We start from the raw sequence: 21,790 nt of genomic DNA, 5'->3' as shown, positions 1-21,790 counted from the left end.
GCCGTTCCCTCCCCCAGTTTGAGAAATGACGGGCTGTCCTTGTTCAGAGGGGGGGATTGGCAAAGGACCACGAGATGCATAATAATGCCCCTTAGAGTTAATCATCTTTTATGTTATAATAATATTTAGCCTACTAAATAAATGTCTTTTGTTCCTTTGGATTGGGAGTGATATCAATGAGAGTCTGTAATGAAGGATTTGATAAAGAGTTTATGGATGAAAAACGGGATATGTACGCGATAGCCTTTACCCAAAATGTTCTTTCAGGACGTTGGAAATACTTTATATTATGGTACTTAAAAGGAGAAACACGTCGCTATACGGATATAAAAAAATTTCTTGGTGGTTTATCACAAGGCTCCCTCACAAAGCAGCTTAAAGAGTTGGAAGCCGATGAAGTTATTAAACGTGATGTTTACCCTGAAGTCCCTCCGCGAGTAGAGTATTCGTTAACAGATAAGGGAATCAAGCTACTTCCGATCCTTGAGAAAATGGAGAACTTCGGTAAAGAATACGGCTGAGTGTCGTACATTCTGGAACTTATTGTCACTTCCCTGCATCCATCAGAGCTCAATATATTTCCTTCAAAAATACCCTTAAAAAGCTTATAGATACTGGCGTTCACCGGTCTGTGCTGCTTTTTCAACTGCATCAAGTAACCGATGAAGTTTTACCCCCTCCGCAAAATTTGGTGTTAAGGACGTTCCTTCTTTGATATCTTGGTAAAATTTCCTGTAAGCTTGAGCAATATTTAGAATAAACCCTGGGTCATTTTTAAGAGAATCCGGTACCAGGTAATACGAATCAGGAATTATTAATTCATGAAGCTCATTATCACCAGATCCTGCACCCCTTAACCGGTGGGATCCAAATTGAACAGAGGCAGGCGCATTCAAAATAATTGTTCCCTTATCTCCATAGATTTCAAGCGTAAGCCCCGTTTGGTGCTTCACTCCCCCTTGTATATGAACGCTGGCTGCTGCGCCGCTTGTCAATTTTCCTGTAATCAGGATTTGATCATCTGTCGTTTTTTCAATGACCTCTCCGGTATCAACAAGTTCCACTACAGGGAATTGCTGCGCTGTGACAGCTGAAAGCTCTTTAAACTCTCCTAGAATATAGGTAAAGGCATCCAGATTATGGCCGCCTACAATAGTAAGCAGGTTCCCCCCAATCTTCCGATCGAATAAGTACGCCGTAGCCTTGTCTGCCACTCCGCCCATTCCATCAATAGAGAGCTTTAAATTTGCGGACAGGACTTTTCCGACATATCCTTCTGTCAATAGATCTTTCACATAATTGATGGCAGGGGCCTGTCTGGCCTGCAAACCAATCGCATTCGGCAATTGCCGGGATGCCACCCACTCCTGCATCTCGAGCGCTTCAGCTGTGTTTGAGGCCAGGGGCCACTCACAATAAATCGGTTTGCCGGCAGAAACAACAGCTTTTATTGCATTGTAATGTTCTTTGACGTTGATGCTGACAACTATCATGTCTACCTCAGGATGTTGAGCCAGTTCCTCCATTTTATCAAAGCCATGATTTGCACCAAAAGCCTCAGCGCTCTTCATCGCACTCTGTATACTGCTCGTCGCAACTGCTGTAAGCTCAAATTCATCCAGATGTTCAATAGCTGGTATATGAGTGCCGCTTGCCCATCCATTATTAATGGACCCACCTATAATGCCTGTACGAATTTTACCACTCACATGAACATCTCCTTATTTTGAATTTTGTAAAACTCCTTTAATCATTGAAAAATCAAGATAGATTACTCTCCATTATTTGCATTAGCTGCCTTAATATCATCCGATCCTCTGTAGAAATGGAATGTAGCAATTTATCCTGCTGCTCTCTCCATTTAATATCAACTGGTCCTTCTAATTCTTTGCCTTTGTCCGTTAAATAAATACGCATAATCCTTGCATCTTGTTCATCACGTTTACGATATATAAATCCGTTCTGTTCGAGTGACTTAACCATATTCGTTACGGTAGGCGGTTCACATTTTAAATGATCACATAACTGCATTTGTGTAACCCCATCGCCTAACCACAAACGATACAGTAAATTATCCTGACCTACATATAGGTTAAGTTCTCTTAGAGATTCGCTGTAATTCCGACGCATTTGCGAGGAGATTCGATCTAACGATTGACGGATATTACAATCCACTTGATCTGACATTAATTAATCAGCCCCTAAATATTAATTGCTTCAACAATTTCTTCTATCACTTCTTGACACGTTAGAATTTGTTGAATACCACCAGCTGATTCAGATACACTAATGGTCCCATTAATCAGATCACCATCTAACATTCCAATCTTGAATCCTTCTCCATAATATTTGTATGCCTCTGCATGCTTCCCCTGGTTAATAAGTTCTAACGCCTTTTTGCCCGCTTCGGTTGGAATAGTTCTCAAATGTCCTGTACCTGATTTAAATTCAATAAACTCTTCACTTTTCACCTTGATGATAGCCTGCTTTGTTTCCATGCTAGCCGGATTTTCTTTGGTCGCTATAAACCTTGTCCCCATATACACACCTTCTGCTCCCATAGAAAATGCGGCTTTTGCTCCCCGGCCATCTATAATTCCTCCGGCGGCAATAACCGGAATCTTCAAACGGGAAGTGATTTGCGGAACAAGGGAAAGTGTACTAATTTTATAATCACTCATATGACCGCCAGCCTCATAACCTGTAACGATAAGCGCATCCACGCCTGTTTTCTCAGCATCTATTAGCTTTTCTACTGTAGGACTCAAGTCTCTGTAAATTACAATAATTCCATGTTCTTTAAGTCGTTTCAGTTCACGTTTTACAACATTCTGTCCAATCGCGATAACATGTTTCACATTTTCTTTAACCAACACATCAAATACTGCATTCGTAAACGGGTCCTCTGTAGCTCCCCCCATTGGAAAGATGTAATTTACTGCAAATGGTTTATTCGTTAATGCTTTAACCTTGCGAATCTCTTTGGTTAAGCGATCTGCCATATCTTCCGCACTCGTCGCTTTTTCTGTTTGGCCTGCATTGGGTCCCAATACGCCCATTCCACCTGCATTTGATACTGCAGCAACAAATTCCGCCGATGTAACCCATGTCATCGCAGCTGAAATAATTGGATGCTCTATTCCCAGAAGTTGTGTAATTCGGTTTTTCATCGATAATTTCTCCTCTTGTTCTATGGAACCAGCGATTTATCTCCAGGGGGATTAATATGGCTAAACGGATGAGTTTCTTTAAAGTACGCCCACATAGTCCAGCCACCCGTTCCGGAAACCCTGCCGACATGTACAAAGTCTAAAATCGAGAGTTCAGGTTTTGACTTATTTAGCTTGCTAAATATTAAACCAAAAAGGACATATCCTTTTGTGTTTTGGTTTGTTGAAATAATCATAAAGTCATTATAGTCATTTGCAAAGAGGGCAATCTAAATGGACATAGTACATTTTTTTGTACTTAGGGAAGGGAGCGAGAAATAATGGGACATTAATTGAATATTAGTTACACCTGGTCATACGAATTTAACCCAAAGTAAAAGTTTCCAACCAAGCATCTTGGACGTTAACACTAAAAAAGCCGATCACCCTTATTAGAAGGCTTCTCGGCTTTTTCAGCATGCACCTATCTTGTGTGGTGTCATAATTATTGAGAAAATAGCATCGGAAAAACCTCGATTTATAAGGATCCATTTTCATAATTATTGAGAATTCTATACCCAGATTTACTGAAGAAGATCTGTTTTTCAGAATTGATGAGAAATCCGTAAAAGGTGAAATGTATATTTATACAAGGAAATGTATATTCACCAATATTCCATTCTATTTCCCTTTATTCGTATTAAACACATTAAAAAATGCTTACCGTAGAAAATCCAACGGTAAGCATTTTTTATTATTAATTCACAAGAAAACAAGGTCTGTATAAGAGCCGATTGACTATTTTTGAAGAATGAGAGAATCTACAATTCTTTAAACCCTAAAACTACTTTAAGAACTAATCCAAAGAGAACGACTATTAAAACTATAACTTTCAGCCTACCAGTTATTGAATCGAAGAATTGTGCAGATTTTCAATTACTAGAATTACTAAAGCTATCGCGAGGATAACAAGTACTAGAACTGAATCCTTACATAGCCTTTCACGCAGTTGTGGCTTTGCCAGTAGTCAGCTCAAAGCGCAACGGATTACCAAGCGCATCTACAACGGCATGGATTTTTGGTCGTTATTCCGCCTCTGGGAAGTCCGATAGCCTGAAATTGCTGCCCCCCTTTTGAGCCTGCGCCATGTGGTGGAAGCGTACGGTAGTGGTATCAATATTCAAAAGCAGGAAAACGGACACATGTTCCAGAATTTCATCCCATATGCCTGCAATCTGCCAAGGGTGAAAGCGAGTGTATACCGTTTTACATGAACCATAATGTTCGGCTAGGTCACGTCTCGGAGCTCCTGATCTTGAGACCTAAAGTATGTCGTTCCAGCATCATTCAGTTATCTTAGGCAATTCGTCCATCTTGGCGCTTTCGCTCAGGAAGAAATAATTTTTTTATTTGATCCCATTGATCATTTCGTATCTCGTATCGTCTTCTCGTGGGATAAGTTTATTATAGTTTATGGTATTTCTATAGTTGATAATATCGCCAACCAGTGAATAGCTGCCAATGACGGTTTTCGGGGGACACGCAGCCAAAGCAAACTATTTCAAAAGCAGGAATCCGTATTCTCGTTGACATAAAGTTCGCTTGGTTGAATTTGATGTTCACCAGTGAATAGCAACTCCGGCAATCGCCCCATTCGTTCAGCCAAACGGGATAGCTTTTGCTCATTAAAATAAGATAGCCCCGTATAAATCCGATCTTGGAAAGGTTCAAGCCATCTTGTTTCCAAGCTGCCAGGGCCAAAATATACTCCTAACAGGGAACCCGCTGTAGCCCCAAAGCTATCGGTATCGTTGCCTTGCATCACTTGTTTGCATATCCCGTCCCCAACATTGTCAGAAAATCGAAATGTATTAATCAAATTGCCTATTTCTTGATAAACCTGGCAATGGGAATAATTTGCATACTTCTGGTTTATGAGTTCATAGGCTTCCAACCAGTTATCTGCATCTGCGACCATCTGTAGGCAATCCTTGGTGCTCTCATAGAAGCGGCTCCGTTTAGGTACGAATTGCAGTGCAGTACGAATTATTTCAACCGGATCGCGCAGGACCTGCGCGAGTGAAATCGCAGCCGCAATGAACATCGTAGCATAGATTCCGGTCCGGCGATGTGTAAAACTTGCATCCCGCCAAGCCAGCTCTGCAGCAAGAGCTGGCTGGCCTGGGCAGGCATAGCCGTAAGCATCTGCACGAATCGCCGCCCCGCATAGTTCCGTGTCCTGTACCATGAAATCGGGCCACGCCTCGATATCAGAATGATCGAATACGTCCTTATCATATTCCAAGTAGCTAATTCCAGATCGAAGCAGAATGGCCCGCTCCGGACCCCAAGTTGTACTGATCGGAATATGATTGATCCATAAATCTCTTAAATTTCTTTTCGTAAAACCAGTACCGAATTGCTCTAGCACCATCATTCCCATTAAGGTGTAATTGATATCATCGTCAGGTACTGCATAACGTATCCGCCCCCAAGTCGTTTCATACCACGACCAATGACGACGGCCTAAAGAACGGAGAATATCATCAGATATGTAATCGTCCAGTGGCCATTTCCCTACGGAATCCATGGCTTGACGCAATTCCGACAAGCTGGGGTTTACCTCAATCGGCTTACCCAACATTGAACCGCAAACCGACGCAAGAAATGCAGCCTCTACCCGTTTCGCGCTGTCCTTTAAATTAAGTATTCCAACCTGACCGAGCGGTCGATCCGGATCACATTCCCACCATATCTCCTCTAAATCATTCGGCTCATAGTAAGGCCAATTATCTCTCATTGGAATGGCAGCCAAGCTATGAGCGAATTCCATATAGACATCGTAGCTTGCGGGAAGCAGTTCCAACTTGGCCAAATAACCTGAGGTTTGATGACCCTGCTCAAATTTGTTGCGTAAAATTCCCTCTAATTGACGTTTAAGGTAAGTGAGTGATGGCAGCATGTTATCTCCTTTCTAATGTGCGACTTACCAGAGGATATCCAAATCATGGTTATTCCTTAACAGATCCTAACGTAATCCCATGGATAAAAAATCTTTGCAAAAATGGATAAATGACTAAAACGGGAATCATCGCAATGAAGATTTTGGCTACGTTCAATGTCTGGTTGGAAAGCTCACTCATCTTTTGAATTTGTTCTGCAGTCATGGTTTGCGCATCAATGATGACGACCAATTGTTGAATATAGGTCTGCAGCGGATAATGATCGGCACTAGTCATCAGAACGAGACCGTTAAAAAACTCATTCCAATGATGGACTATGCTGAATAAAGTAACCGTAGCCAGTACCGGCACAGCAAGAGGAATAAATATTTTAACAAGCATATACCATGGGCTTGCTCCATCCACTAACGCTGCCTCTTCTAACTCTTTAGGCAGATTGCGGAAATAGTTAATGACGAGAATAACACTAAAGACCGGAACACTATGCCCTAACACAAGAGCCCAGATATTATTGATCAATCCGAGTGATTTAACAGTCTGAAAAACCAAAATCCACATGAATACATTCCGAAAGGGCAAATCTTTCGTAGTTTTGGATAGCGGATAGCCCGTGAGAATGATGATTACAAAATTAAGACTAGATCCTAATACAACACGCTGAATTGAAATCCAGAACTAATGAAAGAATTTGCTGTCGCTCATAATTTCTTGATACGAGTTGATATTAAACCCCACCGGCCATAATCCAACTTGACCCGAGGAAGCGGCCGTATTTCTCACTTAATGAGATCACAAGCGTGTACCATAATGGAAGAACACACAAAAGCGCGGTGCCAACCAGGAACACGACAAGCAACACATCAAATACTTTGGAGCCCAGTGTTTTTTCTATAACCATAGTAATGAATGCTCCTTTAAAAAATACGATAATTTGCAAACTTAGCTGCCAAGAAGTAGGAGGTTGTAATTAAAGTAAAGCTAATAACAGATTTTAACAATCCCATTGCTGTTGCCAATCCGTACTGATCTGCATTCGGGTTCCAATATTGAATATCGTATAAGTTATATCCGGGAAGGTTTAATTCTTCCGGCTTTTTGGTGCCCGCTAAAACTTCTTTCATCATTTTATAAGTAACATCCATAACATCCATCGAGGCAAAGACCGGGCGCAATGGATAATTACTAATTGCAACGTTCACGTCGAATTTCGATTCATCGCGATACATACACCAAAATAAATGCCCGCGGTTCCATTCTTGATTAGTTCCTGTGCGTCCTTGCGAATGCTCATTTCCTTATCAATTAAACCTTTTGCATAGAAATCACGAAGCTTGGAGAGCGCTTGTTTCGTTTCAGGCTGTATGGAACCATATGTTGCTTTGCCATCAGTACCCTTTAGCCAATATCCCGGGTAGGAATGGAATGCAGCAAAAATAGGGTCAAACCCATAGTTGTTGCTATTCGGATTAATAAAATCCGCTTTGATCTTGCCGCCCAATTGCGGACCCGAGATTCCGACCGTGTCTGCCTTTCCGTTACCATCGGGATTTTCTTTCTCACCTTTGTTCCCGATTCAGCAGCAGGCTACAGTTTAATTAATCTCCACTTCTGGGCATTAGTTCCGTTATCAGACCATATTTGCACATTCGTTCCATTGGCGGTCCCGGCAGAGCTAACGTCTAGTGCTTTCCCGCTTCCTACGTTTATCAGCTTGAAGCTGCCATCGCCATTATCTAAAATGCTCCATTTTTGTGCAGCTGTTCCATTATCCGTCCATATCTGAACATTGGTGCCATCCGTTACTCCTGCGCCATCGACGTCCAATGCTTTACCGCTGTTTGGGTTGATTAACTTGAAGCTCCCGTCCGCGTTAGTGAATAATTGCCATTTTTGAGCCGCCGTATTGTTATCCGTATAGATCTGCACATTTGTAGCGTCCGTTGTGCCAGCAGCATATATATCAAGCGCTTTACCGCTGTTCATATTAATCAGCTTATACACAGCTCCGGGTTCTACTGGCGTTGAGCCAGCCTTATAGACCCGAACATAATCGACCATCATCGTTTGTGGAAACGTCGTACTCGCATCCGGGTACCCCGGCCATTCCCCACCTACTGCCAGATTCATGATGATAAAAAAAGGATGATCGAATACCCAAGTTTGACCTGAACTAAGACTGCTTTTGTTAAAGGTATGATAAAGATTGCCATCTACGTACCAGCGAATTTGTGTCGGTTCCCATTCTATGGAGAAAACGTGGAACGCGTCCTTGAACTGTTGTCCGTTCGGCAGTGTGTAAGGTTTGCCGATGCCACCCGAACCGGAATAGCCTGTGCCATGCGCTGTGCCGTAAACTGTAGAAGAGTCATGACCCAGATTCTCCATAATGTCAATCTCTCCCCTGTTAGGCCAACCCGTTGAATTTGGATCTTCGCCAAGTACCCAGAACGCGGGCCAGATCCCTTTGCCATACGGTAATTTAATACGTGCCTCAAACTTGCCGTATGTTTGCGAGAATCTTCCGCTTGTCAGCAATCGTGCGGAAGTATAAGATTTCCCACCATAATTTTCTTTGATTGCTTTTATGATTAAATTACCGTTACCATCCAAATAGGAATTGTCTCTTCTGTTTGTATAGTACTGTGATTCATTGTTGCCCCAGCCGTCACCTCCGATATTATAATCCCATTTACCAGCATCCGGCGCGGTACCGGAATTCCCATTAAATTCATCACTCCAGACCAAGTTCCAAGTTGTCGCAGCCTTAATCGAAGAAAGCGGTGTCAAGAGCAGGCTGAATAGCATAAGCAATACGAAAGTGCGAAGAAACATCATTTTCAATTTCATCATGGAATGTCCTCCTTTTTCATAAATGAATCGCCATTCTCCATATTTCAATATGAATATATAGTTGCAACACCCCCTTTCGGCTGGTTCCACCTCTTCCTTGAACTCATTTTAAGCGAGCGGATGCTAAAATGTTAGGCGCGTTTTTTCAGGTCATGTTGTACTTTTTTCAGGTTTTACTTTCCTGATGAACATTTATACTATAAAAAACGGCATAGCTATTAATCTTGCAACTTTGCCGTTTTTTATATTCTTCCCCTATTTCTTGCTTGCAAGGAAAGCATCGAGCTGTTTTTGCTTTTCTGCCAATATTTTGTCTAAACCAGCCGCTTTCAGCTTTTCCAAATATTTTGGTAGAACCTTCTCCAAATCCACGGAACCGGTATCAAGTGCAGGATCATATTCTTTACCTACGTTGACAAGCGCTGCGACTTCTGTCTTAACAGGTTCAGCATTAAAGGTAAAACCTAATGCAGGGGATTTTTTAGCATCTTTGTTAAACTCTTTGAATTTATCCCACTTTTGCGGATCCTCAGTATCCCAGATATAGTTTAAGAACTGGTTGCCGAACATCCAAGAAGCGCCGGGGTTGTAATTCTTTGAAGCGTCTGTTGCTTTAATAATGTTCTCGGAAACCTTTTGATAATGTACGCCCTCAATCCCAAAGTTAAGCAAGTTGTTCAATGCTTTATCCGTATGCAGCAAATTGATAAACATCATAGCACGGGCCGGATCATCCGATGTGGTGGAAATTCCAAGCATGGAACCTGCGGTTTCCCCAGTTGAAACGGTTTTGGCCGTCATTTCGATTTGCTTGAGCTTGCCCTGCATGTTGATGCCATTCGCCATCTCTGCATCTTTGCCTGGTTTCAAAGATGAGACGATCATGAAAACGTTGCCTGCCTTTAAAGCATCCCCTGTGCCTAGCGAAGTTGTGGCCGCATCTTTGTTGACATAGCCTTTTTTCATATAATCACGAGTTATTTTTAAAGTTTCATTATATCGATCAAGATCGCTAATTTTCACTACTTTCGCGCTATCTTGATCTTTCAGAATGACACCGGGAATTGTAGCATCTCCAAGAGCGTCGGTTTGCAAAATGTAATGTGCGTTGAAAGAGTCTCCTTGTCTAAGGAACAATGGAGTCATATCAGGCTTCTTCGCTTTGATAGCGGAAAAAATCGGTTCAAGATCCTGGATCGTCTTCACTTTGGCCATATCCAGACCTAGCTCTTTGGCAATATCCGAGCGGTAGATGACTCCCCCTTGAGCAGCCAGTTCCTTATTCGTCGGCACGGCATAGTTTTTTCCGTTAATTTTGGCGCCTTCCAGGAACGTTGGGTTCAAAGAGTCGAGAATGCCTTGCCCGTATTTTTTTAATAAATTTCCGTATTTATCAAGTTTATCATCATTAAGCGGAAGAAACGCGCCTTTCGATACATTGACGGCATGCCCGTTCCATTGAGCGGTGAAAAGGATGTCGAATTTTTCGCGGGAAGCGATCATTAGGTTTGCTTTATTATCCCATTGTCCCCAGTCGATCGGCATCAGTTCGATCGTTGCATTGATTTTGGGCTGCAAAATCTTGTTCATCGCTTCTTCGACTTTGGCTTGGTCCGGTTGAAGGCTTCCGGGATAAACCAATTTTAATTTATACGGTTTCTGATCTGTAACGGGTTTACTGTCACTGCCTGTATTGCTGCTGGCTTCTGGTTTTACTACCCCTTGTTCGCTGCCATAGCCCCTAGATAATCCACATCCCCCCAGGAATAAAGTTAAGGATAGTAAGAGCATGAGTAACACAAGAACGTTTCTTCTTACAGCTTTCATTGAGTTGAACCCTCCCTATTCGTATTTCGATTTATGCTTAACCGAACGATGCGGTTATAGCTTACTCGTCATGGCAAACGGGATCTATCACCCTTTTACGGCGCCTACCCTTAATCCTTTGACAAAATATTTCTGGAAAAACAGATAAGCGAACACAATCGGACCGATTCCCAAAACCGCCATTGCCATACGCACCGTCTCCGTCGGAAAATTCAGCACGCCTCCCGATTGGTTAATTGCCTGTAAGGCCTGCGTGTTTGTGGTAAGGAACTGGATATCAAGCATGGTTTTATACATCAAATACTGCAAATTCACATTTTTACTGCCGGTAATAAAGACTAGGCTCATAAACCAATCATTCCAGTAATTTAAAGTTTGAAACAGGGCAACGGTCGCTAGTACAGGCAACGAAAGTGGTAAAATGATTTGAGCAAATATGCGCAACTCACTGGCTCCATCAATCTTGGCCGATTCAACCAGAGCAGGCGGTATCGTACCCGCAAAAAATGTCCGCAGAAGCAGTACAAAAAACGCGGATACCAGAAGAGGCAAGATCAGAGCTGCCAACGTATTTTTCAAATCCAGCATTTGTGAATAGACCAAATACCACGGAACAAGGCCGCCGTTAAACAACATCGTGAAAAACATAAAGAAGGAAAACACGTTCTTATGTAGAAAATCGCTGCGTGAAATTGGGTAAGCGTACATCGCCATGATGATTACGCTGATTGCTGTACCGACTATCGTAACGAAAATGGAAACCCCAAATGATCGCACGATTTGCTCCCAGTCCTTAAACAAGAAATGATAAGCGGAAAGACTGAAGGAATCGGGTATAAAGTTATAGCCGTGTATCAAAATGTTTTTTTCATCGGAAAAGGAAACGATGACCACTAGCAGAAGCGGTAAAATACATGCCGCCGTATTCAGCCAGAAAATTAAGTTAATGATAAAATTAGCTGTGTTTGATATTTCATTTGGCCTGTGCTTCTTCACCCTAATCACCTCCTCAAAACAATGCGTTCTCTTTACTGACACGCCGTACAAACAGGTTTGAACCCAGAACAAGGACAAATCCTACGACCGATTGAAATAATCCCGCCGCAGATGACATCCCGATATCGCCCATTGACAAAAACGTTTGATAAACGTATGTATCAATCACTTGCGTGGAAGAATAAAGCGCCCCGGCATTCCTCGTAACTTGAAAGAACAAACCAAAATCCGCATAAAAAATTCTTCCGATTTGCAATAAGGTCATCACGATCATTACGGGTACGATCAGAGGAATCATAATGTTCTTGATTTGCTGCCATTTCGATGCGCCATCAATAAGCGCCGCTTCATAATAATCGTTGTCAATTCCGATGATAGCCGCCATGTAAATGACGGTATAATAGCCGATGTTTTTCCAAATGTTTACGATCGGCAATATGAATGGCCAATATTTCGGATCGGAGTACCATTCGATGGGCTCAATCCCCAATTTTGGAAAAACAACCGTGTTTAAAAAAACGTGATCTTGTCCAAGAAAAGCGTAGACCAAATAGCTGACAACGATCATGGACAAGAAAAATGGAAGAAACATTGTATTTTGATGAAATCTAGAAAGAAATCTGCTACGCATTTCATTGAACATAATAGAGAAAGCAACGGCTACAATCAGATTCAGTACAATAAACACGGCGTTATAACAGATGGTATTTCGAGTGATGGTCCAAGCGGTTTCCGTTGAGAACAAGAACTCAAAATTTTGCAGGCCGATCCAGGGACTTTGGAGAATTCCCTTGGAATATAGTTATTAATGATCAGAACAAGGCTTGCAGGTAACATCATCATATAGAAAAGCCAATATTTGCGTACTGTCTTGAAAAATGCGGGCGTAGGTCCTGATGCTTTCCCGTTGTGTTGCCGATTCGCCGAAAATCTGGTTGAATAAACCATTTTGTTCTGTCTTCCCCTCTCTGTTGATTCCTCTCAATATCTTTATATTACTTATTTGGGAGGGGGGGCTGCTCTATCCGATAAATGACTATATAAACACTATTGTGACATGTTAGTCTGAAATTTTTTTCGGTATTCTTGGGGAGAAATGCCTGTCACTCTTTTGAACATTTTGGCAAAATGCGAGAAATGACTATAGCCTGTGACTTCAGCAATATGGCTTATTTTATCTCCCGTTCCCACGAGCAGTTTTTTGGCTTTGTCTATTCTAATATTTAGCATGTATTCAGAAATGGAGAGTCCTGTTTCTTTTTTAAAGAGGCGGGACAAATACGCGGGATTCAGGTAGACGAAAGCAGCAATATCCTCCCTATTCACTTCTTCATGAAGATGATCATCCATAAAATTTCTGACTTTCGCGATAACTGCTGAAACATCCTGATTATGCTTGTTCATATACTCCAGACCCGTCGATACAACACGAATAGCCCAACTTCGAAGTTGGTTTAGAGAACGAGTAGCAGTTCCTACATCCTGCAACTCTCCGTTAGGAAACATTTTCTGAATCGGCAGGCCCTTCTTATGAGCAACATAATAAACCATATGGATCAATCCGTAATATAAAGCTTCCAGCGATTCCGAACGTACACCGCTTTCTTGCATCCGACCTGAGCTCTCATGAATTCGGCTGAGCAGTTCATTTCGTTTACCCAGTTCATAGAGCAAAAACCAATCGGAAATCAAAGGAAAGGACGGCAAGCTCCCTTTTTGCTCATCACTGGTCTGCAGATTCATAACGCAATTGATTCTCGTTACATTATTCCGTTCCATCCCGAGTAGCGTGCCCAGGACTTGATTGATTTCGGGTACCGGGGCCATTTCCCCGATGTAACACGATAAATCGCAGTAAAAAAAACGATTGCAAGCCTGAATGTATTCGGTGCATCTCCTGTATAATTCCGTAGCATTAGGAGCGTCATTATGCATATACATGAGCACCAGGTTGAAGCCACTTTGGTCCGGAATTACACAGCCGGGGTCATCTTGAAGAATCATTTCCGCTCCTGCCTTGCGCAAGGCGTATTCCATAATTTCCTCATCTCTTGCGTTCAATTCTGCTCTCCATTGTTCCACACTGATCAAAATAGGAATAACTTGGCTCTGTGCGTCCAGCGGAATGTTGTAAATCTGGAAAGCAGTGTGCAGCCTTTCTTGTGTTAAGGGGATTTTGCCGCTTATTACATCCTGCCAAAACCGTTCTACAAGGATGGGCAGTTGATTGATCCAATGATTGTAATAAGTTTCATAAGTCTTGTTAAAGTCCAGTTGTTGTTGCACGGATTGAATTTTGCGAACCGCTTTCTTGACGATCTCTTTTAGCTGATCATGGTCTACCGGTTTTAACAAATAATTAAAGCTTCCAAGTTGAATCGCTTTTTGTGCGTATGAAAAATTAGCGTGCCCTGTCAAGAAAATGGTTTCCGTAAACGGAGAATGTTCCTTTACCCATTCCAGCAACTTTAAGCCGCTTGCACCTGGCATCTCAATATCAGAAATCATGATTTCAATTTTGTTTGACTTCATAATTTGCTTGGCTTCTTCCGTATCGAAGGCCTCATAGATGTGCATAAACGGCAGGTCAGACCAATCGATTCCTTGCGTAATACCTTGAACGGCTAATTTCTCGTCATCCACCACAAGCAGGTTATACATTTGAACCATCTCCCTGTCTAAAATGATGTTGAAGCGGGAAATAGATGCGGACTTCGGCGCCCGATCGTTCCTTATTAACGAATTGGATCTTTGCCGTGCCGCCATATCCCATTCGAAGCCTGCGAAGCACGTTCCAAATTCCCAAATGTCCGTCTTCCGCCTGATTGGCGTAGTATTCCGAACTCAACTCGTACAGCATTTCCGGCGTAAATCCTTTCCCGTTATCGGAAATAGCGACAATAAAGTAATGTTCCGGATCATCCGGGTCAGGAAACGCCTCAATTTCCACTAGAAAACATTCAGAATTCTTTTGGTAACCATGGATGACTGCGTTTTCCACAAAAGGCTGAATCGTCAATGGAGGCAGTTGATAATCTCGATACGTTTCCCCAATGCCTATGGCAAAAGTCAGGCTATCGGGGTATCTCATGACCTGAATTTCTAAATAATTGGAGATGTGCTGGATTTCATCTGCAAGTGATACAGAGGTACGGTCAGTGTGAATGAGATTCCGAAAATAGTCTGCAAGATGAAGCGCCATCTTCTGTACGGATTTATAGTCTTTTAGCGCTCCCAAATTATAGATGATGTTCAAACAGTTCATATAAAAGTGTGGATTAATTTGCACCTGAAGATGTTTGAACTCCTCTTGCTGAACTCTGATTTTCTCCTCATAAACGGAAATCTTCAAATGTTCAATTTGCTGGGCCATATCATTGAATGTGGAAATCAGAAACGCAAATTCGGTTGAGTTGCTTTCGTTCAGGCGGACACCGAATTGACCTCGCCCGATTTTCCTCATGCCTTGAATCAGTAATCCCATCGGTCTAAAAAAGATTTTTTGCAGAAAAACAAGATAAAGCACCAGTACCAAAGCGACTACAAGTGGGAGAAAGTAAATAGCCTTATGTAAATAAGGCAAATTTTGCAGGATATTCTGCTCGGCAACGAATACAAGATAATGAATTTTCGCGTACTGGGAGGATTCGCTTACCACTAAGATTTCCTTATTGCTTGATTCGTCTCGAGTGATTTGGTACACCTTTTTGGCAGGTTTCAAGTGCTTCTTCATCTCGGCATCATTTTGCATCTGGAAGTAATGTCCAGTTAGGGGCTGTCCGATGTCTGAAACGATCATCGTTCCACCGCCTTCGCCCACATCCCATGCACTGAGTCGCTTCGCGAGACTATCCAGATTGATAAGGCAGCCAGCGTACATTTCAGAGCCCAAATCCTTCATTTGTACGAGAAAATTGGGCTCATCCGATTGAACGATCTGCCAAGCATTACCCATGTGGGGTTCCATTTCATCTAAGGCTTGCGAAAGGTAGTTCTGTATGGTCTTGTATCTCTCATGAAAATGTCCGCTTTCCTGAGTCACGATCATCAGGTCATCGTTTAATTTGGAGTAAACGAAAAAAGTATTAATCATATTGTAATATCCAATATCAGTCATAAATTTGTTATATACCTTTTGTTTGGCTAAAACATAATCATCCGTAGAAGGTCTATTCGTTTGCATGGAAACAATTTCAGGATCGCTTTCCAACCGAAAAAAATAGTAATCGAATTCCTTCAACGTGTTATCCATTTCATTCACGTAATGGGTGAGCAACTTACTATAATTCAGCGAAATTTGATCGCGGACTACATTCATCGAGTACATGTTATTGTAGTACAAAAAAAGTACAAGAGGAGCTGCAATTAATATGAATCCGCTCACAATTTTGAATCTGACTGAGTTTTTAAAATTCATGGCATGATACCTCGTTTCTGATATCTAGCTAACACTTCTGTTACTTTTCTCTCCATATGCTGTGCATTCTACTTGAAACAGGTCATTAAAGTGTTTAAGGTGTCACGTTTCGGATAGAGGTTCCTTAGTTTGGATCGATAAAATAAAAATACGTACTAAGGAAGGAGGTGAGCGATTAGAAAAGGAAAGCTGTCAGAGTAAGAGCCGAGAATCAGACTAACCATTTTGAGGAGGTATTACTTACATGCTGAAGAGAATGATTTCAATCCTATGCACATTTGTTATCACCTTTATGCTAGCGGTAACTTTAGTTCCAGCAGATAGGGCAAATGCGGAAACTGGCACGGTCGTATCCCAAAACGGCCAATTGAGAGTATCCGGAAGCCAATTGGTCAATCAAGCGGGACAAGCCATCCAATTAAAGGGGATGAGCTCCCATGGATTGCAGTGGTTCGGACAGTATGCGAACTACAATAGTATGAAATGGTTAAGAGACAACTGGGGAATGACTTTATTCCGCGCGGCCATGTTTACGCAAGATGGCGGATATATCAACGATCCTGGCCAAAAAAACAAAGTGAAAGAAGTCGTACAGGCTGCGGTTGATCTTGGCATCTATGTCATCATCGACTGGCATGTGTTGGGTGAGCAAGATCCGAACGTCTATAAACAACAAGCAAAGGGCTTTTTTAGTGAAATGGCCAACTTGTATAAGGATTATCCAAACGTGATTTATGAAATCTGCAATGAGCCGAATGGGTCTGCCACCACGTGGAATGATAAAATTAAGCCTTATGCAGAGGAAGTCATTCCGGTTATCCGTTCCATTGCTCCGAACAATATTATCATTGTAGGAACCGGTACGTGGAGCCAGGATGTGCATGATGCGGCGAACAATCCGCTCTCCTATAGCAACATCATGTATACAACGCACTTCTACGCTGGAACTCACGGACAATGGCTGAGAGATCGTATCGATTATGCGAGAAGCAAAGGTGTGGCAGTCTTCATCACAGAGTGGGGAACAAGTGACGCCTCCGGCGACGGCGGCCCATTCCTTGCCGAATCCAAGGTCTGGACGGACTTTATGAAAGACAGGAAGCTTAGCTGGGCCAACTGGTCTTTAGCCGATAAAACGGAAGCATCCGCTGCACTGATGCCAGGTGCCGGCCCATCTGGCGGATGGTCAGATGCGCAGTTAACGGCATCAGGCAAATTTGTAAGAGATCAGATGAAGTCTGGAAACCAACCTCCAAGCGATGGCATCGTTTCAGGCAAAACCTACAAACTGGTTAACGTAGGCAGCGGTAAAGCATTGGATGTAGCAGCTGCTGGCACTGCAGACGGCACTAATGTACAGATCTGGGACGATAACGGAACTGGTGCTCAGCAGTGGGTAATTACCGATGTTGGCGGCGGTTTGTATAAAGTCATTAATGTCAACAGTGGTAAAGGTTTGGATGTAGCTAATTGGGGTACAGCAAACGGCTCGAATGTACAAATATGGAGCTATGGCGACGGAACCAATCAGAAGTGGAGTATTACCAAAGTTGGAAGCGCTTATAAATTGAGTAATAACGGCAAAGCTTTGGATGTAGACTCTGCAGGCACTGCGAACGGTACGAACGTTCAAATTTGGGATGACAACGGCACGAATGCACAAAAGTGGAACCTGTATCAATTAAATTAGTCTTGTAGCTATTAAGTCAGGATCATTGTGCTAAAACTGTAAAACGAACAATTGCGTACAAATGTTCTCAAATCTTGAAACTTATTAAGTTTTACAAAAAGAAGATCGCCCCATCCGGCCAGCTTGGCCAGATGGATGGTGATCTTTTTTACATTCTGGTAATTGCCTGAAACGCCGATTGACTGATTGCACTACAGGTATACCCATTTAGGTTGGTATAACAAAACACCATCATCTTTTTGGTTTTATTAACCAAGAAAATGACGATGTTTTGTTTTATCTACTATGATTGCGGATTAAGATTGAAGGAACAATCTGAAGATCATGGTTGCAGCCTGCGCTCTCGAAGCATGGTTCTTTGGTGCGAAGCTTCCATCTTCCATACCATTGATGATGCCTGCGCTTTTAATGGCATCCACTGCTGCTTTCGCATAGGCAGCAATCTGAGATTGATCAGTGAAGGCAGCAGAAAGATGGCCGGAAGCAAGCGGAAGGTTCAATTGCTTGCTAATCCTGTGAATCATTACCGCTATTTCCTCGCGAGTATGTCGGTAAAGGAGGCATAAGAATAGGCAGCCGCATACCGGCTAAAGCGCTTTGCCATAAATTCAACGTTGCCTGTTGCCGGGTTATATTTACCGTTCTTCACGACTTCGAGCTTACCCGTATCATCGATGTAATAGATGATGATGTTGTTCGGCTTTTCCCCTGCTTTCATTTTGTATGGGATACCTATTTGCACGCTATTTCCGTCAAGGTTGTTAATCTTCTTTTCGTCAATGCGAAGGTTGAAATCATAGACCATTCTTCCATTCAACTGCCCCTTAACGGTTGCCGGCAGATTAGCTGCATCTACCGCTCCCACAGTAAGGTGGATGATGGATGCAGCAGTTCCGCCATTTTTGCTAACCAGCTCCGGATTAATCGTAACGTTTGCCAAGCCAGTATCCAGCTGAATGGCTTTAATATTGCTGTACGTCAAAAATCATTATCCGTAACAGCGGCATTAGCCGACGAGGTGAACAATCCAACTTCCTCGGAGCTCGCTTCCTATTGGAATAGTTCAAAACCGGTAGAGGAGCGAGTCAGCGATTTGCTCTCCAGAATGTCATTGGAAGAAAAGGTTGGTCAAATGGTACAAGCTGAGCGGGCTTCCGTTACACCGGACGATGAGCTGATCATAATTCCTGCTGACAGCAAGGATAACTTGCGTTTCCACTTCCTCATAAATTTCCTCCCTTTTCGTATTAAACACCAAGAGCCTAGCCTTTTACCGCTCAGAACAACGATACATATTCCTGCTTGTTTAAAACAACGTACAACCTTCTTGAATCAAGATTTGTCAGAAGCAGGAATTCATATTCCTATCTCTGAAGCGTTCCAACAAAAAGAGAGACTCGGGTTATCAGCTCCAAGTAATGCTGCATTACCATCCAACCCTAATAATTAAACCTTTCGGATTGCCAATTTCCAGATAAGCGGCTTGATTGTTGACATCGTCATAAGGAAAGCCATAGGCCAATCCATTAATACCGTAAGTATGCCAAAATTTTGAATAGTAGTTGGCTGGAGCAGCTTGATAATAATTGCCAACAACGTTCCAGTTGCTATCTGTAACATGTTTGCGGATTTCTTCACCGAAACCGTTGTTCCACCAGTAAGAGTTAATCCAGGATCCGTCTGCATCTTGAAATTGAGACATTTTGGTTAAAACCTTTTCCGCTCTGACACGATCACCCTTGAGCATGAACGCAATCGCCGCTACACCCTGATCATAAGTGTAAGCAATTTGTTTGCGATTCGCCATATCCCACCAATCGTCAAAACTATCCACCATACCGTCGCCTGCCATACCTATTGTTAAATCCTGCTGCGCCTTTAGCCACGTATAAGCCCGATCAGAAGCCAACGCATAATCTGACGCTGCACTTACACTTGCCAAAGGAACTATCACTTGGATGAGTATCATCATGGCCAAAAGAACAATAGAAATGCGTTTAAATCTCTTTTTAATAAACATAAACACGCTCCTTATCAAACTAATTTTAGTGCACTTACCTTGGCAATACCTCCATCATTTTTGTAAGCACTTTTATTACTCTCATTGTACGTCCTTCCTACTGGTTATGTAAGGATTCAAATTTCAGATATGGGTTTCCTTTTTTTAGGTGATAGCCCTCCAATTTGTATACGGAGCTATATAGAAAAAGGCAAAGTCTTCTCAATATCTTTGAGTGACCGTGCCTTTTTCTCATCATCAGGATTTTTTCAGTAGCCTTACTGAAGCAAGCTTCTTTACTGACTGTAGGTCTTGCAATCATTCCATAAGCCCATCATCTGCTGCTGATCCCGGTATTCCTGCGGGCTGATGCCTACCATATCCTTGAAGACGCGGCTAAAATGCTTCGTGTTCTCGAAGCCTGCCATTTTGTTGATCTCGTAAATTTTGTGATCGGTCGAGGCGAGCAGCTCACGTGCCCGGTCGATGCGCAGCTTTTTCAAATAATTGACGAAGCTTTCACCTGTATATTCCTTAAACGCCTGGCTGAAATACGAATAGTTCAGCGACACATGATTCGAAACGATCGCCATATTGAGATCTTCTTTGTGATAGTGCTCCTTCATATACTGCACGGCTTTCTTCATCTCTTTATGATCGATATGGAACGACTTCATGCTTCTAACATACTCGTTCAGCCTGTGCAGCAAGCCTTCCGCACTGCGAAAATAGTCGTGAAAATAGGTAAAGTTCGAGATACCCCCTACCTTTTTGAATAGCCGCAAAATTTCTATAGACTCGACCCCATACACGTGAAATGCTTTATCAAAAACATGCTCGTTCAAGGCCCGGCTCACGCCTTCCAGGTAAGCTATATCGAACCGGGTAACGGTCTTGATATCGAGTACCTCCATAAGCAGTCCCGCCATCTCCTTATCGCGGTCGGTTCCAAGCATGTTGGCGATTTTCTTGATCGTCTCGATGGGTAGGACGAATTCGCTGCTCTTTTGGCTGATGCTTTCGAACCGCACCATGCCAGGAGACGACAGTAAAAACGTATACTTCAGCGCCTGCTGTGCCTCCTGGTATGCGACATGTAAACAATCCGCACCCCTGACAGGAACGCTCAACCCCATACTGTAGATAAAATACCCCGATCCGGCGATTCGTTCTACCAAATACTGAAAAAGCCCCCTATGCTCAGCGATCAGTACCAGTTGGTTCTCTTTGTCCCAAACATGCGCGTGCCTCGCCCGGCAGCACTCAGGAGCGTTCTCGATCACCAAAAGTATGTGTGACTGAAATTCGGCATGTCTCACACCCTGGTTCGTTCCCTTATACTGAAGTATGCCTATCTGAAACCCCTCGTCCAACCATTCCATCCCTATTCCCAGCAATTTATCGCGCAGCTCCTCTTCACCCAGATGAGGAGATCTGAACATATAGCTAAGCTGGCTCTCCCGAAAAGCCTCACGTTGCTCCATGGAGCTCGTCAATTGCTTATGCAGCTGCTCCTTCTGCTTGATCTCCTTCTCCAATCGGAGCATGGTACGAGTCAGTTCGTCGCGGATGATCGGCTTCAACAGGTATTCCTTTACCTCACAGCGAATCGCTTCCTTCGCATAGTGAAAGTCATCATGTCCGCTGAGAATAATGACCACAGGCCGCGAATCTATCTCCTGAATCCGGTTAATCAGTGTTATTCCGTCCATGACGGGCATGCGGATATCCGTGATTACAATATCCACCTTGTTACCAACAAGCTGCGCCAAAGCCTCTTCCCCATTGCAGGCGAATTCAATCGCATAGCTTTCCGGAAATTCGCGGTTGATCATGGCGCTAAGGCCGAGACGGATATTTTTCTCATCGTCAACGATAAGCACTTTTCTCATCATTAAT

Annotated in this window: 18 protein-coding genes and 4 pseudogenes; 3 read left to right on the top strand and 19 right to left on the bottom strand. The window is 42.8% G+C overall.

Going from position 1 to position 21,790, the window contains the following annotated elements; translation table 11 throughout:
• Positions 1-176 precede the first annotated feature (176 nt).
• Positions 177-521 carry a winged helix-turn-helix transcriptional regulator gene (locus ACX1DY_RS05940; RefSeq protein WP_458963256.1) on the top strand — a complete coding sequence of 115 codons (345 nt, stop codon included), beginning with the start codon at positions 177-179 and terminating at the stop codon, positions 519-521.
• Positions 522-605: 84 nt separating this feature from the next.
• On the opposite strand, the gene ACX1DY_RS05935 is transcribed toward ACX1DY_RS05940, so the two are convergent.
• The 15 genes and pseudogenes from ACX1DY_RS05935 to ACX1DY_RS05865 all read right to left on the bottom strand — a co-directional run bounded on the left by ACX1DY_RS05935 (position 606) and on the right by ACX1DY_RS05865 (position 16,202).
• Positions 606-1,709 (bottom strand): Gfo/Idh/MocA family protein, encoded by a 1,104-nt coding sequence (locus ACX1DY_RS05935; RefSeq protein WP_458963255.1) that lies wholly within the window; start codon positions 1,707-1,709, stop codon positions 606-608.
• Between the two features lie 52 nt (positions 1,710-1,761).
• Positions 1,762-2,187, bottom strand: coding sequence for a MarR family winged helix-turn-helix transcriptional regulator (locus ACX1DY_RS05930; protein WP_458963254.1), 426 nt, complete (start codon positions 2,185-2,187; stop codon positions 1,762-1,764).
• Positions 2,188-2,201: 14 nt separating this feature from the next.
• Positions 2,202-3,170, bottom strand: coding sequence for an NAD(P)H-dependent flavin oxidoreductase (locus ACX1DY_RS05925; RefSeq protein WP_458963253.1), 969 nt, complete (start codon positions 3,168-3,170; stop codon positions 2,202-2,204).
• A 989-nt stretch (positions 3,171-4,159) separates the two neighbouring features.
• A pseudogene (locus ACX1DY_RS05920) lies at positions 4,160-4,324 on the bottom strand (IS5/IS1182 family transposase); the annotation flags it as partial.
• 48 nt (positions 4,325-4,372) lie between these two features.
• Positions 4,373-4,459: pseudogene (locus ACX1DY_RS05915) on the bottom strand (hypothetical protein); the annotation flags it as partial.
• Between the two features lie 251 nt (positions 4,460-4,710).
• The gene (locus ACX1DY_RS05910) at positions 4,711-6,111 is read right to left on the bottom strand and encodes an ADP-ribosylglycohydrolase family protein (protein ID WP_458963252.1); all 1,401 of its coding nucleotides are present in this window, start codon (positions 6,109-6,111) and stop codon (positions 4,711-4,713) included.
• Between the two features lie 49 nt (positions 6,112-6,160).
• Positions 6,161-7,010 (bottom strand): annotated as a pseudogene (locus tag ACX1DY_RS05905) (carbohydrate ABC transporter permease).
• 16 nt (positions 7,011-7,026) lie between these two features.
• A pseudogene (locus ACX1DY_RS05900) lies at positions 7,027-7,137 on the bottom strand (sugar ABC transporter permease); the annotation flags it as partial.
• 170 nt (positions 7,138-7,307) lie between these two features.
• Positions 7,308-7,610 carry a hypothetical protein gene (locus ACX1DY_RS05895; RefSeq protein ID WP_458963251.1) on the bottom strand — a complete coding sequence of 101 codons (303 nt, stop codon included), beginning with the start codon at positions 7,608-7,610 and terminating at the stop codon, positions 7,308-7,310.
• Positions 7,611-7,696: 86 nt separating this feature from the next.
• Positions 7,697-8,962, bottom strand: a complete 1,266-nt coding sequence (locus tag ACX1DY_RS05890; protein ID WP_458963250.1) for an RICIN domain-containing protein — start codon at positions 8,960-8,962, stop codon at positions 7,697-7,699.
• A gap of 255 nt (positions 8,963-9,217) precedes the next feature.
• On the bottom strand, positions 9,218-10,789 hold the full coding sequence (locus ACX1DY_RS05885; RefSeq protein WP_458963249.1) for an ABC transporter substrate-binding protein: 1,572 nt from the start codon (positions 10,787-10,789) through the stop codon (positions 9,218-9,220).
• Positions 10,790-10,876: 87 nt separating this feature from the next.
• Positions 10,877-11,785: a carbohydrate ABC transporter permease gene (locus ACX1DY_RS05880; RefSeq protein ID WP_458963248.1), complete on the bottom strand. Its 909-nt coding sequence runs from the start codon at positions 11,783-11,785 to the stop codon at positions 10,877-10,879.
• Positions 11,786-11,798: 13 nt separating this feature from the next.
• Positions 11,799-12,473, bottom strand: coding sequence for an ABC transporter permease subunit (locus ACX1DY_RS05875; protein WP_458963247.1), 675 nt, complete (start codon positions 12,471-12,473; stop codon positions 11,799-11,801).
• 359 nt (positions 12,474-12,832) lie between these two features.
• Positions 12,833-14,446: a response regulator transcription factor gene (locus ACX1DY_RS05870; protein WP_458963246.1), complete on the bottom strand. Its 1,614-nt coding sequence runs from the start codon at positions 14,444-14,446 to the stop codon at positions 12,833-12,835.
• Entirely contained in the window at positions 14,439-16,202 is a 1,764-nt protein-coding gene (locus ACX1DY_RS05865) for a sensor histidine kinase (RefSeq protein ID WP_458963245.1), read from the bottom strand. Before ACX1DY_RS05865 ends, ACX1DY_RS05870 begins: the two co-directional genes overlap by 8 nt.
• 244 nt (positions 16,203-16,446) lie before the next feature.
• Between ACX1DY_RS05865 and ACX1DY_RS05860 the strand changes: the two genes are divergently transcribed.
• Positions 16,447-17,892 (top strand): cellulase family glycosylhydrolase, encoded by a 1,446-nt coding sequence (locus ACX1DY_RS05860; RefSeq protein ID WP_458963244.1) that lies wholly within the window; start codon positions 16,447-16,449, stop codon positions 17,890-17,892.
• Between the two features lie 296 nt (positions 17,893-18,188).
• Here ACX1DY_RS05860 and ACX1DY_RS05855 read toward each other — a convergent pair whose 3' ends face one another.
• Both ACX1DY_RS05855 and ACX1DY_RS05850 read right to left on the bottom strand, forming a co-directional pair.
• Complete coding sequence (locus ACX1DY_RS05855) at positions 18,189-18,416, bottom strand: S-layer homology domain-containing protein (RefSeq protein ID WP_458963243.1); 228 nt, start codon at positions 18,414-18,416, stop codon at positions 18,189-18,191.
• 5 nt (positions 18,417-18,421) lie between these two features.
• Positions 18,422-18,832 (bottom strand): hypothetical protein, encoded by a 411-nt coding sequence (locus tag ACX1DY_RS05850; RefSeq protein WP_458963242.1) that lies wholly within the window; start codon positions 18,830-18,832, stop codon positions 18,422-18,424.
• Positions 18,833-18,910: 78 nt separating this feature from the next.
• On the opposite strand from ACX1DY_RS05850, the gene ACX1DY_RS05845 reads away from it, so the two are divergent.
• A complete protein-coding gene (locus ACX1DY_RS05845) occupies positions 18,911-19,342 on the top strand; it encodes a hypothetical protein (protein WP_458963241.1) in 432 nt (143 codons plus the stop codon).
• On the opposite strand, the gene ACX1DY_RS05840 is transcribed toward ACX1DY_RS05845, so the two are convergent.
• Both ACX1DY_RS05840 and ACX1DY_RS05835 read right to left on the bottom strand, forming a co-directional pair.
• Positions 19,319-19,912, bottom strand: coding sequence for a beta-1,3-glucanase family protein (locus ACX1DY_RS05840; protein WP_458963240.1), 594 nt, complete (start codon positions 19,910-19,912; stop codon positions 19,319-19,321). The two genes, ACX1DY_RS05845 and ACX1DY_RS05840, sit on opposite strands and share 24 nt — an antisense overlap.
• A gap of 275 nt (positions 19,913-20,187) precedes the next feature.
• Positions 20,188-21,786: a response regulator gene (locus ACX1DY_RS05835; RefSeq protein ID WP_458963239.1), complete on the bottom strand. Its 1,599-nt coding sequence runs from the start codon at positions 21,784-21,786 to the stop codon at positions 20,188-20,190.
• Between the last annotated feature and the right edge of the window lie 4 nt (positions 21,787-21,790).

The organism is Paenibacillus sp. BAC0078 (assembly GCF_054483875.1).
This window is presented reverse-complemented; position numbering and strand designations above follow the sequence as displayed.

What these genes read in the sequence shown, in the direction of transcription:
- ACX1DY_RS05940 (WP_458963256.1), top strand. Translation starts at nt 177, where the DNA reads ATGAGAGTCTGTAATGAAGGATTTGATAAAGAGTTTATGGATGAAAAA.
- ACX1DY_RS05930 (WP_458963254.1), bottom strand. Translation starts at nt 2,187, where the DNA reads ATGTCAGATCAAGTGGATTGTAATATCCGTCAATCGTTAGATCGAATC.
- ACX1DY_RS05925 (WP_458963253.1), bottom strand. Translation starts at nt 3,170, where the DNA reads ATGAAAAACCGAATTACACAACTTCTGGGAATAGAGCATCCAATTATT.
- ACX1DY_RS05910 (WP_458963252.1), bottom strand. Translation starts at nt 6,111, where the DNA reads ATGCTGCCATCACTCACTTACCTTAAACGTCAATTAGAGGGAATTTTA.
- ACX1DY_RS05890 (WP_458963250.1), bottom strand. Translation starts at nt 8,962, where the DNA reads ATGATGAAATTGAAAATGATGTTTCTTCGCACTTTCGTATTGCTTATG.
- ACX1DY_RS05885 (WP_458963249.1), bottom strand. Translation starts at nt 10,789, where the DNA reads ATGAAAGCTGTAAGAAGAAACGTTCTTGTGTTACTCATGCTCTTACTA.
- ACX1DY_RS05870 (WP_458963246.1), bottom strand. Translation starts at nt 14,446, where the DNA reads ATGTATAACCTGCTTGTGGTGGATGACGAGAAATTAGCCGTTCAAGGT.
- ACX1DY_RS05865 (WP_458963245.1), bottom strand. Translation starts at nt 16,202, where the DNA reads ATGAATTTTAAAAACTCAGTCAGATTCAAAATTGTGAGCGGATTCATA.
- ACX1DY_RS05860 (WP_458963244.1), top strand. Translation starts at nt 16,447, where the DNA reads ATGCTGAAGAGAATGATTTCAATCCTATGCACATTTGTTATCACCTTT.
- ACX1DY_RS05855 (WP_458963243.1), bottom strand. Translation starts at nt 18,416, where the DNA reads ATGATTCACAGGATTAGCAAGCAATTGAACCTTCCGCTTGCTTCCGGC.
- ACX1DY_RS05840 (WP_458963240.1), bottom strand. Translation starts at nt 19,912, where the DNA reads ATGTTTATTAAAAAGAGATTTAAACGCATTTCTATTGTTCTTTTGGCC.
- ACX1DY_RS05835 (WP_458963239.1), bottom strand. Translation starts at nt 21,786, where the DNA reads ATGATGAGAAAAGTGCTTATCGTTGACGATGAGAAAAATATCCGTCTC.